The sequence below is a fragment of the uncultured Parasphingopyxis sp. genome (assembly GCF_937129435.1).
Taxonomy (GTDB): Bacteria; Pseudomonadota; Alphaproteobacteria; order Sphingomonadales; family Sphingomonadaceae; genus Parasphingopyxis.
Genome location: NZ_CAKZNF010000065.1, coordinates 23,536 through 37,406, shown reverse-complemented (window position 1 = coordinate 37,406; position 13,871 = coordinate 23,536). Strand labels below are relative to the sequence as shown.

At 64.1% G+C, this 13,871-nt stretch carries 15 protein-coding genes; 10 read left to right on the top strand and 5 right to left on the bottom strand.

The window, feature by feature from the left end; all coding sequences use genetic code 11:
- A partial coding sequence (ligA, locus tag Q0139_RS11150; protein ID WP_298021677.1) for an NAD-dependent DNA ligase LigA occupies positions 1-1,223 on the top strand: 1,223 nt, incomplete at its 5' end.
- Positions 1,224-1,244: 21 nt separating this feature from the next.
- Here the strand turns inward: ligA and Q0139_RS11145 are convergent.
- The gene (locus tag Q0139_RS11145) at positions 1,245-1,928 is read right to left on the bottom strand and encodes a TIGR02117 family protein (protein ID WP_298021682.1); all 684 of its coding nucleotides are present in this window, start codon (positions 1,926-1,928) and stop codon (positions 1,245-1,247) included.
- A gap of 77 nt (positions 1,929-2,005) precedes the next feature.
- On the opposite strand from Q0139_RS11145, the gene phhA reads away from it, so the two are divergent.
- Complete coding sequence (gene phhA, locus Q0139_RS11140; RefSeq protein WP_298021679.1) at positions 2,006-2,878, top strand: phenylalanine 4-monooxygenase; 873 nt, start codon at positions 2,006-2,008, stop codon at positions 2,876-2,878.
- Here the strand turns inward: phhA and Q0139_RS11135 are convergent.
- From Q0139_RS11135 to Q0139_RS11120, 4 genes are read right to left on the bottom strand one after another with little or no spacing between them, the layout of a single operon-like run.
- The gene (locus Q0139_RS11135; protein WP_298021673.1) at positions 2,826-3,761 is read right to left on the bottom strand and encodes a 50S ribosomal protein L11 methyltransferase; all 936 of its coding nucleotides are present in this window, start codon (positions 3,759-3,761) and stop codon (positions 2,826-2,828) included. The two genes, phhA and Q0139_RS11135, sit on opposite strands and share 53 nt — an antisense overlap.
- A 13-nt stretch (positions 3,762-3,774) precedes the next feature.
- Positions 3,775-4,491, bottom strand: coding sequence for a hypothetical protein (locus tag Q0139_RS11130; protein WP_298021670.1), 717 nt, complete (start codon positions 4,489-4,491; stop codon positions 3,775-3,777).
- 17 nt (positions 4,492-4,508) lie between these two features.
- Positions 4,509-5,231: an SDR family NAD(P)-dependent oxidoreductase gene (locus tag Q0139_RS11125; RefSeq protein WP_298021666.1), complete on the bottom strand. Its 723-nt coding sequence runs from the start codon at positions 5,229-5,231 to the stop codon at positions 4,509-4,511.
- Positions 5,232-5,284: 53 nt separating this feature from the next.
- Positions 5,285-6,643: a methyl-accepting chemotaxis protein gene (locus Q0139_RS11120; RefSeq protein ID WP_298021663.1), complete on the bottom strand. Its 1,359-nt coding sequence runs from the start codon at positions 6,641-6,643 to the stop codon at positions 5,285-5,287.
- A 154-nt stretch (positions 6,644-6,797) separates the two neighbouring features.
- Between Q0139_RS11120 and sdhC the strand changes: the two genes are divergently transcribed.
- The 8 genes from sdhC (at position 6,798) to Q0139_RS11080 (ending at position 13,723) form a co-directional block, all read left to right on the top strand.
- A complete protein-coding gene (gene sdhC, locus Q0139_RS11115) occupies positions 6,798-7,232 on the top strand; it encodes a succinate dehydrogenase, cytochrome b556 subunit (RefSeq protein WP_298021660.1) in 435 nt (144 codons plus the stop codon).
- A complete protein-coding gene (gene sdhD, locus Q0139_RS11110; protein ID WP_298021657.1) occupies positions 7,232-7,618 on the top strand; it encodes a succinate dehydrogenase, hydrophobic membrane anchor protein in 387 nt (128 codons plus the stop codon). Before sdhC ends, sdhD begins: the two co-directional genes overlap by 1 nt.
- A complete protein-coding gene (sdhA, locus tag Q0139_RS11105; protein ID WP_298021654.1) occupies positions 7,618-9,420 on the top strand; it encodes a succinate dehydrogenase flavoprotein subunit in 1,803 nt (600 codons plus the stop codon). Before sdhD ends, sdhA begins: the two co-directional genes overlap by 1 nt.
- 353 nt (positions 9,421-9,773) lie before the next feature.
- A complete protein-coding gene (locus Q0139_RS11100; RefSeq protein ID WP_298021651.1) occupies positions 9,774-10,022 on the top strand; it encodes a DUF1902 domain-containing protein in 249 nt (82 codons plus the stop codon).
- 9 nt (positions 10,023-10,031) lie between these two features.
- A complete protein-coding gene (locus Q0139_RS11095) occupies positions 10,032-10,232 on the top strand; it encodes a type II toxin-antitoxin system HicA family toxin (protein ID WP_298021649.1) in 201 nt (66 codons plus the stop codon).
- On the top strand, positions 10,229-11,542 hold the full coding sequence (locus Q0139_RS11090) for a M20/M25/M40 family metallo-hydrolase (RefSeq protein WP_298021646.1): 1,314 nt from the start codon (positions 10,229-10,231) through the stop codon (positions 11,540-11,542). Before Q0139_RS11095 ends, Q0139_RS11090 begins: the two co-directional genes overlap by 4 nt.
- Positions 11,543-11,553: 11 nt before the next feature.
- The gene (locus Q0139_RS11085; RefSeq protein ID WP_298021643.1) at positions 11,554-12,570 is read left to right on the top strand and encodes a C13 family peptidase; all 1,017 of its coding nucleotides are present in this window, start codon (positions 11,554-11,556) and stop codon (positions 12,568-12,570) included.
- Between the two features lie 139 nt (positions 12,571-12,709).
- A complete protein-coding gene (locus Q0139_RS11080; protein WP_298021641.1) occupies positions 12,710-13,723 on the top strand; it encodes a phosphoribosylglycinamide synthetase in 1,014 nt (337 codons plus the stop codon).
- The last annotated feature ends 148 nt before the right edge of the window (positions 13,724-13,871 follow it).

The following is a 13,871-nucleotide window of genomic DNA, read 5'->3' as shown; positions in this document are numbered from 1 at the left end:
TCGGCCGCCAGCGCCCCGATCTGCCGTATGAGATCGACGGCGTGGTCTATAAGGTCGACCGGCTCGATTATCAGCAGCGGCTCGGCTTCGTTGCCAAGGCCCCGCGCTGGGCGCTCGCGCACAAATTCCCTGCCGAGAAGGCGCAAACGACGTTAGAAGCGATCGACATTCAGGTCGGGCGCACGGGCAAGCTGACGCCGGTGGGCAGGCTCGCGCCGGTGCTGGTCGGCGGAGTGACGGTCACCAATGTGACGCTCCACAATCGCGACGAGATCGAGCGGTTGGGCGTGCGTCCCGGGGACCGCGTGGTGATTCAGCGCGCCGGCGATGTGATCCCGCAGGTGGTCGAGAATTTGACCCGCGACGAAGGCCGTGCTGCGTTCCATTTCCCCGATCACTGCCCCGAATGCGGCAGCGAGGCGGTCGCGGGAGAGGGTGAGGTCGATGTGCGCTGCACCGGCGGTCTGATCTGCCCCGCACAGCGCACGCAGCGGCTCGAACATTTCGTCAGCCGCAAGGCGCTCGATATCGACGGGCTGGGTTCAAAGACCATCGCACAATTCTTCGCGCTGGGCTGGCTCGAAAGCCCCGCCGATATCTTCCGTCTGAAGGAGCGCCGCGAAGACATCCTCGCGCTCGAAGGGTGGCAGGAGAAGTCGGTCGACAATCTGCTTGCCGCCATCGAGGCGCGGCGCGAACCCGATGCGGCGCGGCTGCTGTTCGGGCTGGGGATCCGGCATGTGGGCGAAGTAACCGCGCGCGATCTGCTCAAGCATGTTCATGAACTGCCCGCACTGCGCACCCTTGCCGAAAAGGCGCATGCCGGTGACGAGGAAGCCGCGAGCGAACTCACCGCTATCGACGGTATCGGCCCCTCGGTGGTCGAGGCGCTGGGCGACTTCTTCCACGAGCCGCACAATGTCACCGTATGGGAAGACATGCTGAGCCTCGTGAACCCGCCGCGCTACGAGGTCGAAACGCTCGATTCTCCGGTCGCGGGCAAGACGGTGGTGTTCACCGGCAAGCTCGAAACGATGAGCCGCGACGAAGCCAAGGCGCAGGCCGAGCGGCTGGGCGCCAAGGCGGCGGGATCGGTCTCGAGCAAGACCGATCTATTGGTCGCCGGCCCGGGCGCGGGCAGCAAGCTCAAAAAGGCGGAGGAACTCGGCATCGAGGTGATCGACGAGGCCGGCTGGGCGGCAATCGTCGCGGCGGCGGAGTGATGCAGGCGCGCCCTTGCCCCCTCAAAACCACCGCATCACGCCGAAGTTGAAAGGCGTCCACGCGCCCACCCGCACGCCGGCATCGCGCAGGATGCGGCCGGTCCATTCGTTGCAGGTGCGGATGGCGCTGTAGCGGCCGTTCGCCTCGTAGAAGACATCGCTGGCACCATAGCCGGAGAGGGGTTGCGAACGGCCTTGTGCGTCGAGGGCGAACTGGTCGCGGATGCCGCTTGCGATGCGGCGATATTCGCCGGGCGTCACGCGGATCGGGCGGACATTGTCGGCGGGGGCGGGGCGCGCGACATGATCGACATGAACGAGGCTCGCCTCGCTGCCGATGATGGCGGCAACCGCCGTCTGGAGCCGTAAGTCGCCCCAGCTCGGCGTTTCGAGGTAGAAGACGCGGTCGCCCCAGCCGAAGAGCAGATGGTCGCGGGCGCGCGCCGGATCGCCGAGATGTTCGGGCCGGACCAGATCGGTGAAATCGGCTTCGGCATTGCTGGCGGGCAGGATGAGGCCCGTGTGAATGCCGTTGTCATAGACGTAGATCGTAAGTCCCTCGGCCGGTTCCTCCCAATCGCCATTGACCGGGATCAGCGACCCGCCGATCCCGGCGAGCACGAATGCGAAGGCGGCGAGCTGCAACGTCGCCATCACCTTGCCCATCAACCGCAATGCCCTCATCCCGCCTCCCATGCGCGGCATATTCACACGTGCCGCATCCATTTCCCGGTCCGGACCGTTTCTGCTAGGATATGGCCATGAATGCAGAAACACCCAAGATGGACAGTCACGTACACGAAGCCCCGCCCGAAGGCGCCGCGCCCGACTGGACGATTCCGCAGGACTGGTCTGCCTATACCAAGGAGGACCATGAAACCTGGGATATCCTGTTCGCGCGGCAGCAGAAGCAGCTGCCGGGGCGCGCGAGCCAGGCCTTTCTCGACGGCATCGACGTCCTCAAGCTTTCCAAGCCCGGCATCCCCGATTTCGAGGAGCTGTCGGAAAACCTTATGAAGGAAACCGGCTGGCAGGTCGTCGCGGTGCCCGGCCTCGTTCCCGACGACGTTTTCTTCGATCACCTCGCCAACCGCCGCTTCGTCGCCGGCAATTTCATTCGCCGCCGCGACCAGCTCGATTATCTGCAGGAACCCGACGTCTTCCACGATGTGTTCGGCCATGTGCCCATGCTCGCCAACCCCGTCTTCGCCGACTATATGGAGGCCTATGGGAGAGGCGGGCTGCGCGCCCTGGAGTTCGACAGCCTCGATCATCTTGCGCGGCTCTACTGGTACACCGTCGAATTCGGGCTGATCGAAGAGGAGGAAGGCCTGCGCATCTACGGCTCGGGTATCGTCTCCAGCCATGGCGAAAGCGTCTTCGCGCTTGACGATCCCAGCCCCAACCGGATCCGCTTCGACATGAAGCGGGTCATGCGGACCAACTACCGCATCGACGATTTCCAGCAGGTCTATTTCGTCATCCCGAGTTTTGAAGAGCTGCTGCGGCAGACGGTCGAGACCGATTTCGCGCCGCTTTATGCCGAACTCGAAAAAGCCAGCGATTTCGCGCCCGAGGACATCGCCGAGGGCGACGGCATCATCACGCGCGGGACGCAGGCTTATGCGCTGGAGAAGGCCGCCTCTGCAGCCTGAGGATCGCCCAGTCGCCGCGATCGATCCGTCCGGCAAGGCGGCAGCGCTGGCGGCGATAGGCGGTGGCGACATCGTCCGCTTGTGCCTGCAAGAGCCCTGCGAGGATCAGCGTTCCGCCCGGAGCCGTCGCAGCCGCAAAGGCGGGGGCGAGGTCGATCAAGGGCTTGGCAAGGATATTGGCGATCAGCAGGTCGTACGGGGCGCGCCTTTTCAACTCGCGATGCGCCAGTCCGGCCGCCGTGACGAGGGCGACACCGCTGCGTCCCTGCCCCAAGGCTATGTCGTTGAGCTGCGCATTTTCCCGCGCCACTTCGATGGCCACCGGATCGATATCCGACGCAATGACCCGCGCGCGCGGCCATAGCGATCGCGCCGCAAAGGCGAGCAAGCCCGTGCCGGTGCCGATATCGGCGATCGCCCGGTAGCGTCGTCCCGACGCCTTGAGCCGGTCGAGCATCGCGAGGCACCCGGCCGTCGTTTCATGCTGCCCGGTGCCGAACGCACGCCCCGCATCGATCTCGAAGGCGATTGCATCGGCCGGAATGCTGTCGCGGTGGCGCGGCGTGTGAACGAAGAACCGGCCCTCTTGGATCGGCTCCAGCCCTTGCTGGCTCAGCGTTACCCAATCCTCGTCGCGGAGTCGTTCGACGACCGGTTCGGCATGGGCGGCGCTCGGAAACAGCCGCTTGAGCATCGCGACGGTGTTCGCATCGGGCTTGCTCTCGAAATAGGCATCGAGCCGCCAGTCGTCGGGCACGGCCGGATCGATCTCGCTCGTCATCAGTGCGGGCGGCGGTTCGAGCAGGGCCAGCGGGGCGATGTCGCCCTTCAGTGCCTCGGCTTCGGCGCGGGTGCAGGGAAGGGAGAGCTTCCAGCTTGTCATGGTTTCGCGCGCCTCAGTTCAACGCGATCGGCCGGTCTGCAACCATGCGGAGATCGGTCATGTCCACGCCGACATAGCGCAGCATGTTATTCTTGCGCACGATCAACGCGATCACGTTCTCCGACTGCATCCAGATCGCTTCGACCCCGGCAATGTCGCGCAGGACAAACCGTTGTTCGCCGCTTTCCAGAACACCGAACAGCACATCTTCCGCGTCGTTCTGCTGGTGGCGCAGGCGGATGACGTAATAGGCGGCCGGTGCTGGGTCGGTATCCTCCGATAGGGGATCCCGGTCGATGTCCGGCGAATAGGCTTCGCCGTTGCGAGGCGCACGATAATCCGTCACTGCGGGCAGATAGAAGCGCTCTCTAACGATCCGATCGTTGCCATCGACAAGTCGTCGCGACCTGCCGTCGCGCCGGTCGATGAGAACGATGTTGCGCAGGATCGGCTCGCCGTACCCCGGACCGCTGCTCCCGCTGCCGCCTGTGCGCTGGCCGTCGGCGCCGATGGCGATCTCGGAATAGGGCGTTCCGGTGATTGGCCGGACGCCGGACACGATGAGCGCAGGACCGTCGCCCGCATTGTTGATCGGCTCGGGATCGTTGCGGCCCGCATCGAAGGAAGCGAACTCGAAAGCCAGAAAGATCACCGCCAGGGCAGCCAAAATGCCGAGTGCAGCGAAGCCCCAGACAAGCAGGCGGCCCATGCCACCTCCGAAATTGGTCACGATCCGGTCCCTTTCATTCAGCGGACAAAGCTCGCCCCGTTCGCATCGAGCACCGCGCCCGTCATCGATGCCGGCGCTTCCAGCGCGCAATAGGCGATCATCGAGGCGATCTCTTCGGGCTGGGCCACGCGGCCGAGAGGGATGTCCGCGAGCAGCTTTTCGCCGCCCCGGCTCTCCAGATAGTCGTCGGCCATGCCGGTCATCGTAAAGCCGGGGCAAATAGCGAAGGCGAGAATGTTCTCGGCGGCATAGCCGCGCGCGATCGTCTTGGTCATCGCTACCATCGCGCCTTTCGATGCGGCATAATGCCAGTGATCGGGGCTGTCGCCGCGATAGGCTGCGCGGCTGGCGATGTTGACGATCCGGCCACCGCCTTGCTCCTGGAAATGGAGCACGGCGAGGCGGGATATTTCCGCCGAGGCGAGCAGGTTGATTCGCAGCGTCCGCTTCAATTGCGCGAGCCATTCGGCCTCGTCGGTTTTGAGCGGCAAGGCTTCGTAGACGCCGGCATTGTTGACCACCACATCGATCCGCCCGCCGAGCTTGCCGAGCGCCGCGCGCCATGCCCTCCGTCCGCCGCCCGGCTTGTTGAGATCGGCGCCGACGGCGATCTTTTCGCTTTTCTCGGTGGCATGGCCGCAGACTTTCGCGCCTGCGGCTTCCAGCGCGGTGAGCGCGGCGGCGCCGATCCCTCGGCTGGCACCTGTAACAAAGATATGGGGAATTCTGGCTTCGGTCATCGCCCATGCGATATCGGGCTTCGCGGTTCAGCGAAAGCCCGGGCTACCGAAAGTCAGCCATTGGCCTTGGCGAAGCGCTCGACGAAATCGCCGGTGGCGGTGTTGAGGCGCGTCAACTGACCGTCGACTTCGCGGAAGCCCTCGCTGACCCGGTCGATATCGCTGGCGACGCTTTCGGTGTCCTGCCGGATCGCGGCGATCGTGCCCGACATCGAATCGGCCGCGAGCGCGGTTTCGTCGACGGCGGCGGTGATCATCGTCACCGTCTGCGCCTGCGTTTCCATCGCTTCGCGGATCCGGTTGGCGGAGACCTGCACCTCGCCGACGATTTCGCGGATCGACCCGCTCGTCTCGACCGTCTGCTTGGAAGCAGACTGGATCGCGGCGATCTTTTGCGCGATCTCGTCGGTGGCCTCGGCGGTTTGGTTGGCGAGGCTCTTCACTTCCTGCGCGACGACCGCGAAGCCGCGGCCGGCATCGCCGGCACGCGCCGCCTCGATGGTGGCGTTGAGCGCGAGGAGGTTTGTCTGGCCGGCGATGTCGCGGATCAGGCCGAGAATCGATTCGATCGACACGGCATGGCCCGACAGCGCTTCGGAAACGGCAACCGCGGTTTCGGTCTGGCTCGCGGCGCGGGTGGCGACCTCGGCCGCAACCTCGACCTCGTTGCGCGCGTCCTCGATCGCGCGGATCAGGCCGGCGGCGGTCTGCGCGGCCTCGCGCATCGCGACGGCGGACTGCTCGGCAGCGGCGGCGACTTCGGAGGCCTTGTCGAGCATTCCGCTGGCCGAACGCGACGCATCGTTCGCGCTCGCATTGACGGTCGAGCTCTGGCTGCTCGCCTGCTCGATGACGGCGCCGATCTCGTTCCGGAATATCTCGACGCTTTCGTCGCGCCGTTCATATTCCTGTTGGCGCAGGCATTCATGCGTGAAGGCCGAGCTGATTTCCATCTCCAACCCGCTCATCCGGATCATCGCCTCGAACAGCCGGTGCAGGTGATCCACATCGTCGACATTCCGGCGGATGATCTTGAGCGTCTCACGATGCGCTTCCGTCAGGGCGCTGTAGAGCCGGGTCGGCTCGAGTCCTGCGCGGATGGTATTCAATGCGTTCTTGCCGGCAACGCGCACCCATTCGGGATCGACCGGATGAGCATATTTGGACCGGATGTACCGTTCCGAATTGGCGTAGGACTTCCGAAGCTCCTCTTCCGACATATTCTGAAGCATCTCGTTTCCGTCGCGGAAATTCTCCCAGAAGCATTGTCCTATCTCGGGCACGTGATCCTTGATGCACTCCCAGGTGTCTTGCGTCGACGCGAGGAATTTTTCGTCGTCCCTGAAGCTCGCAAGCCTTTCCATCATTTTTTTCAGGAGCGGATCGAAATCGTCCATAGTGATCACACGCATAGCTTTGCTGCCTCTGTTTTCCCAAGGGGCTCTTCCGGGTCCGTTGGCCGGCATAACCCGGCAATGGTAAACAGGGCGTTAGGGATCGCTTCCCGATGTTGCATGGCTGTGTCGTTCGGCTAGAAGCGGGAACCGAGGAAAGACGAGGGGTATCATGCGCAATACCGACAGGCCGATGGCGCCGCATCTGCAAATCTGGCGCTGGGGGCCGCATATGCTGGTCTCGATCCTGCACCGCATGACGGGCGTGGGCCTTGCCGTGGTCGGCGGGATCATTTTCGCCTGGTGGCTGCTTGCGGCGGCGAGCGGCGAGGAAAGCTATAGCTGGTTCGCCGGGCTGCTGACGGTCGAGAGCGGCCGGATCAACATTGTCGGCGTGGTGCTCGGCGTTGGTCTGACCTGGGCGTTCTTCACCCATCTCTTCAACGGCATCCGCCATTTCGTGCTCGACACCGGCGCGGGATACGAACTGAAAACAAACAAGCGCGGCGCCATCCTCGTCGTCGCCGGCGCCATCGTCGCGACGGCGGCGCTCTGGGGCTGGCTGCAATGCGACTGGATCATGGGCATTTTCGGGGGAGGCGCATAATGGGCAACGGCACCAATCTCGGCCGCGTTCGCGGTCTCGGCTCGGCCAAGGCCGGCGCGCATCACTGGTGGCTGCAGCGGGTGACCGCAGCGGCGAACCTGTTCCTCGTCCCCTGGTTCGTCTTTTCGCTGATCCGGCTCCCCAATCTCAGCCATGGCATCGTCGTCGACTGGCTGTCCTCGCCGCTCGTCGCCGTGGCGATGATCCTGCTCTCGGCGAACGTCTTCTGGCATCTGAGGCTCGGCCTGCAGGTCGTGATCGAGGATTATGTCCATAACGAATCGTCGAAGCTCGGCGTGCTGATCCTGCTCAACTTCTTCGCCATCGGCGGCGCGGCGATCGCCATTTTCTCGATCGCCAAAATTGCATTCGGAGGGGCCGCATAATGGCCGAAGCCTACAAGATCATCGATCACAAATACGACACCGTCGTCGTCGGCGCCGGCGGCTCCGGGCTGCGCGCGACCATGGGATCCGCCGTGGGCGGGCTGCGCACCGCCTGCATCACCAAGGTTTTCCCGACGCGCTCGCACACCGTCGCGGCGCAGGGCGGGATCGCGGCCAGCCTTGGCAACAACTCGCCCGATCACTGGACCTGGCACATGTACGACACCGTCAAGGGGTCGGACTGGCTCGGGGATCAGGACGCGATCGAATATATGGTGCGAGAGGCGCCGCAGGCGGTCTACGAGCTCGAACATGCCGGTGTGCCCTTTTCGCGCAACGACGACGGCACGATCTACCAGCGCCCGTTCGGCGGCCATATGCAGAATATGGGTGAGGGGCCTCCGGTCCAGCGCACCTGCGCCGCGGCCGACCGGACGGGGCATGCGATGCTCCACGCGCTCTATCAGCAGAGCCTGAAATATGACGCCGATTTCTACATCGAATATTTCGCGCTCGACCTGATCATGGAGGATGGCGCCTGTCGCGGCGTTATCGCCATGTGCATGGAAGACGGCTCGATCCACCGGTTCAGCGCTCACAATGTCGTGCTGGCGACGGGCGGATACGGCCGCGCCTATTTCTCGTGCACCTCGGCGCACACCTGCACCGGCGATGGTGGCGGCATGGTGCTGCGTGCAGGCCTGCCGCTGCAGGACATGGAATTCGTCCAGTTCCACCCGACCGGCATCTACGGCGCCGGGGTCCTGATTACCGAGGGCGCGCGCGGCGAGGGCGGTTACCTCACCAATTCCGAAGGCGAGCGTTTCATGGAACGCTACGCGCCGAGCGCGAAGGACCTGGCCAGCCGCGACGTCGTCTCGCGATCAATGGCGTTGGAGATCCGCGAAGGGCGCGGCGTCGGCAAGGAAAACGACCACATCTTCCTGCACCTCGACCATATCGATCCGAAGATCCTGGCCGAACGGCTGCCCGGCATTACCGAGAGCGGCAAGATCTTCGCCGGCGTCGATCTGACGCGCCAGCCGCTGCCCGTCGTGCCGACCGTGCATTACAACATGGGCGGCATCCCGACCAACTTCCACGGTGAGGTGCTGACGCTCAAGGACGGCGATCCCGACAGCGTCGTGCCCGGCCTGTTCGCGGTCGGCGAGGCGGCCTGCGTCAGCGTCCATGGCGCGAACCGGCTCGGGTCGAACTCGCTCATCGATCTCGTCGTCTTCGGCCGGGCGACCGGCATCCGCGTCAACGACATCACCGAAGCGGGCAAGCCGCACAAGCCGCTGCCGAAGGACTCGGCGGACATGGCTTTGGAACGGCTCGACCATTTCCGCCATGCCTCGGGCGGATCGCCCACGGCCCAGATCCGGCTGGCGATGCAGAAGGACATGCAGGCGCATTGCGCCGTCTTCCGCACCGAGGAGCTGATGGCCGAGGGCGTCGAAAAGCTCGATGCGATCTACAAGGGAATGGAGGACATCTCCGTCACCGATCGCTCGCTGATCTGGAACAGCGACCTCATCGAAACGCTCGAACTCGACAACCTGATTTCGCAGGCCCACAGCACGATCAAGAGCGCCGTCGCCCGCAAGGAAAGCCGCGGCGCCCATGCCCGCGAAGATTATTCCGACCGCGACGATGCGAACTGGATGAAGCACACGCTCGCCTGGTTCGAAGGCTGGGGCGGCAAGGGGGGCAAAGTGACGCTCGACTATCGCCCCGTCCACAGCTTCACGCTGACCGATGAGGCGACGTACATCGAACCGAAGGCGCGGGTGTATTGAATGGGTGTACGTTGGGTGGTCAGGTGGCAGGGCGCGGATCATCCTCGTATGACGAGCCCGATTGTCGCAATGTCCGCAGCCTGTTGGCCCTCTGACCGAGTGTCTGAACATATTGAAACGCTGTATGTTTCGTCGGAGTATTCTCCGTCAGATATGGAAAAATGGTCTCGGCACCGAAAGCGCGATCGGCTGCGTCCATCAGTGGCTCCTGGCAGCGGCGGTGTTACTTGCGGACACAATCCGTGGTTGTCAGCCCGTAAGGAAGACGTGCAATTCGTCTGAGGGTCCTACGCTGTTGCCGATGACGTGCTGCTCCGCCATAATCACCGCGGAAAACGTGCGAGAGAACACTCATGGCGCAATGGACAATCCGTGCGGAATACGACCCCGAAGCGAAGGTCTGGTATTCGATTGAAGGCGATATTCCCGGTTTGGCGGCCGACGGGGAGACGCTGGAAGCGCTCGCTGCCAAGGCGGGTTCGATGTTGCCCGACCTGCTCGAGATCAATGGCGAGGACATTGCCGATAAATCGAAGCTTGAAGGACCGCATACCATCCGGATCATCGCGCACCACGAGCGCGAGTTCGATGTCGCCGCCTGATCGTCTCCCTTGGCGAAAGGCTATACCCGCAAATTGAAGGCGCTGCTCCGGGAGCATGGCTGCGAGTTCGTGCGACATGGAAAGGGCGATCACGAAGTGTGGCGCAGTCCGCACGCAACGCGGCCATTTGTGGTGGACGGCACGATCATCTCACGGCACATCGCAAATGCAGTTCTCAAACAGGCAGGAATCGAGGCGAAGCTGAAATGAAGATGTTCTGGCAACTCGCCGCTGGCTTGTGCATGTTCCAGTCATCGCCTTCTACTGCCGAACTCACTCCTGCCGAACAAACCATCGCCGCGACCGTCGACGCCGAGTTCGAACGCTCGGTTTCTCTTCTCGAACGCCTCGTCAACCAGAACTCCGGCACGCGCAATGTCGAGGGCAATCGCGCGGTCATGGCGATGCTGCGGCCCGAGTTCGAGGAACTGGGCTTCACCGTCGAGATCATCGACCAGAGCGAAGTCGATCGGGCCGGGCATTTCTTCGCCCGGCATGAAGGCACGCCCGGCACGACGCGGATGCTGCTGATCGGCCATACCGACACGGTGTTCGAGCCGGATTCGCCGTTCCAGTCGTTCGAGCGCGACGGCGACCGGGCGATCGGCCCCGGCGTCGTCGACAACAAGGGCGGGGTCGCGATCATGATCGCCGCGCTCCGCGCGATGCACGCGGCGGGAACGCTCGAAGGCGCGAATATCGTCGTCGCACTGTCGGGCGACGAAGAGGATTTCGGCGAACCGGCGGAGCTTTCGCGCCGCGATCTGCGCCAAGCGGGCGAATGGGCCGATGTCGCGCTCGACTTCGAGAGTCTCGTCATCATGGACGGGCAGGACATGGGGACGATCGCGCGGCGCTCCTCCAATGCGTGGCAGGTAACGGCGACCGGCAATGACGGCCACAGTTCGCGTATCTTCAGCGAAACCGCCGGGGACGGTGCGATTTATGAGCTGGTGCGGATCATTTCGCGCTTCAGGCAGGAACTGCCCGAGCCGAACCTCACCTTCAATGTCGGGCTGATCACCGGGGGCGCGACCGCCGAACTGGACGCGCAAGGCGTGCGTGCGACGGCGACGGGCAAGACCAACATCATCCCGCCCATCGCCATCGCCCGCGGCGATTTCCGCACGCTGTCCGCCGAGCAGACCCAGCGCGTGCGCGAGCGGATGGAGGCGATCGTCGCCGATCATGCGCCGGTCACCGACGCAACGATTACATTCGACGAAGGCTATCCGTCGATGGCGCCGACCGACGGCAATCGCGCGCTGTTCGAGCGGATGCAGGCAGTGAATACCGATCTCGGCCTTGCGCCGATGGGCCTGCTCGACCCGGCGTTGCGCGGCGCGGCGGATATCTCCTTCGTCGCCGATCTGACCGACGGCATTGCCGGGCTTGGCGCCAACGGATCGCGCACCCACGCGCCGGGCGAGACGATGGACCTGAGCGTCATACCGCGCCAGGCGAGCCGGGCGGCGATCCTGATGAGCCGATTGTCGGCGGAATCGTACCCGGAGGATTGAACGCGAAGCACATGACTTTCGAACCGGCTTCGCTGACTGCAGGGTTTTGCCGCCGCTTGGCAGGGGCGATTTCGCTGGGCCTGGTTGCTTCGACGACTCCGGCCGTTGCGCAGGATAGCGGCGACGTCGTCGAACACACCGCCCCGCCGCCCGCTGCCTTCGGCCGCATGGCGCCCCACGAGATGGTGCAGGGCGCCAATGCGGGGCTGGTCATGGAATGGGCGCGCGATCCGGCGGAAGAGCTGGAAGATGTGCGTCTTTTGTCCGCAGCGCTTGCGGAATTGGCGCCGCAGCGGCCGGGGACCGTCGATGCCTATATCGTTTCGGTCGCGCTCGACAGCGATCCCGTCTTCGCCCGCGAAGCGCGCGAGGCGGCGAACGTCCTGTCCCGCCGCTATGACGGCGCGGGGCGGACGATCGTTCTCGCGGGCCCGGACGGGCGAAGCGGCCCGCCCTTGGCGCGCGGCTCGCTGCGGTCGCTCGAAATCGCTCTGGCGCGGATGGCCGAACTCGCCGATCCGCAAGAAGATGCAGTAATCCTCTACATCACCAGCCACGGCACGCCGAACGGTGTTTTCTTCCACTATGGCGATCAGGCCTATGGCGGGATTTCGCCGTCGCGGTTGCAGGCCATTTTTGCCGGTCTCGAGATCCGGAACCGGCTGGTGATCGTCAATGCATGCTTTTCCGGCATTTTCGTTTCGGGCCTGAGTTCGCCCGACAGCGCGATCGTTTCGGCATCGGCGGCGGGGCTGACATCGTTCGGCTGCGATGCCGGTAACGACTGGACCTATTTCGGCGATGCCTTCGTCAATCAGGCGCTGCGGATGCCGGCCGGGCTGGAGGATGCCTTCCAGACCGCCAGCCGCCAGGTCTATGAATGGGAGAAGACCGACAATCTGATGGCCTCGCAGCCGCAGATCAGCATCGGCGCGAACACCGCGCGCTGGCTCGGCCCGCTTGAGGCGCGGATGCCGCAAGAAGCCGGCGAGCCCGTTGGCCGCCCGGCGCGGCCAGACGGGCGATAGTCGCCGCGAAGCCCCACTTTCCGCTGTCAAAACGATATGCGCGCTGGCAAAAGGCGCGCGTGCGCGATGACCACAACACGCCATTCCCGCCGGAGCGCATCGGCCATGCGGAACGGGCGGCCCCAATCGACGCGAGACCATGACCAACACCCCAGCGATCGAACCCCTGACCATCCCTGACGAAGCCAAGGAGCGCATCCGCCTGCTCTTCATGGCGAAGCACGCCCTTTGGGGCGGCGGGATGCACCCCGAAGACGGCAACCACGCCATCTATCACCACGAAGTCCGCACGACGCTTGAGAGCCTCGATCTCAATCTGCGTCTCGCGGACAGTTACAACGTCCTGTTCGAGCGGCCCGATGCCGATTTCGTGTTTCCTCTCCTCAATCGGGGCGGCTTCCTCAATTCGGAGATGCTGATCCCGCTGCTCTGCAACATGCATCGCATCCCCTATATCGGGGCGATTCCTTTCATCCGCGGCCTTGGCGACGACAAGTCGGTGTCGAAGCTGGTCGCCGTCCATGCCGGCGTCCCGACCGCGCCCTGGTTCTGCTATCGCCGCGGCGCACCTGTCGAGGAAAAGGACCTGCCGAAGGCCGAACGCTGGGTGATCAAGCCCAACGCGTCCTCGGCGAGCTGGGGCATATCGGACGCATTCGACTGGCCGGGCGTCGTCAACGCGATCGCCAATATTCATGGCCAGGGCCATGACGCGATCGTCGAACCCTATCTCGACGGTTACGACGTCCAGGCCGCCTTTATCAGCGTCAACGGCCCCAAGGCGCTGCCGATGCTGATCTACGAGCGCGAGGACACGCAGAAACTTTGGACCTATTACGAAAAGCGCGATCTCGTCCCCAACACCGAAAAGGCGACGCTGAAACGCTTCGACGAGCCCGAATTCGCGCCCAAGGTGCAGGAGATGGCCGAGCGGCTCGCGCGCGAGTTCGAACCGTTCGATTACGGCCGCATTGAATTCCGCCTCGACCGCAAGACCGGCGACATCAACTTCATCGAGATCAACCTCAACTGCAATCTGTGGTCGGAAAAGGTCGTCGCCAAATCGGCCGCCGCGGCCGGTTTCAGCCATGCACAGTTGCTCGAAACGATCCTCGCCGAAGCCTATCGCCGCAACGGGCTGATCGCGGGCTAGGGCCACGCATTTCGTCTCGTCATTGCGAGGAGCCGAAGGCCCGAAGCAATCCAGAGCCGAGCGTGTTGTCCTTTGTGGCTCTGGATTGCTTCGCTGCGCTCGCAATGACGGCTATTGAACATCGGCCGAGGGGTTATGCGCACCATAC

Bases quoted from the DNA above. Each gene is read 5' to 3' on its own strand.
- Q0139_RS11145 (WP_298021682.1), bottom strand. From the start codon at position 1,928: ATGCCGCGCATGGGAGGCGGGATGAGGGCATTGCGGTTGATGGGCAAG.
- phhA (WP_298021679.1), top strand. From the start codon at position 2,006: ATGGACAGTCACGTACACGAAGCCCCGCCCGAAGGCGCCGCGCCCGAC.
- Q0139_RS11135 (WP_298021673.1), bottom strand. From the start codon at position 3,761: ATGACAAGCTGGAAGCTCTCCCTTCCCTGCACCCGCGCCGAAGCCGAG.
- Q0139_RS11125 (WP_298021666.1), bottom strand. From the start codon at position 5,231: ATGACCGAAGCCAGAATTCCCCATATCTTTGTTACAGGTGCCAGCCGA.
- Q0139_RS11120 (WP_298021663.1), bottom strand. From the start codon at position 6,643: ATGCGTGTGATCACTATGGACGATTTCGATCCGCTCCTGAAAAAAATG.
- sdhC (WP_298021660.1), top strand. From the start codon at position 6,798: ATGCGCAATACCGACAGGCCGATGGCGCCGCATCTGCAAATCTGGCGC.
- sdhD (WP_298021657.1), top strand. From the start codon at position 7,232: ATGGGCAACGGCACCAATCTCGGCCGCGTTCGCGGTCTCGGCTCGGCC.
- sdhA (WP_298021654.1), top strand. From the start codon at position 7,618: ATGGCCGAAGCCTACAAGATCATCGATCACAAATACGACACCGTCGTC.
- Q0139_RS11100 (WP_298021651.1), top strand. From the start codon at position 9,774: ATGGCGCAATGGACAATCCGTGCGGAATACGACCCCGAAGCGAAGGTC.
- Q0139_RS11090 (WP_298021646.1), top strand. From the start codon at position 10,229: ATGAAGATGTTCTGGCAACTCGCCGCTGGCTTGTGCATGTTCCAGTCA.
- Q0139_RS11085 (WP_298021643.1), top strand. From the start codon at position 11,554: ATGACTTTCGAACCGGCTTCGCTGACTGCAGGGTTTTGCCGCCGCTTG.
- Q0139_RS11080 (WP_298021641.1), top strand. From the start codon at position 12,710: ATGACCAACACCCCAGCGATCGAACCCCTGACCATCCCTGACGAAGCC.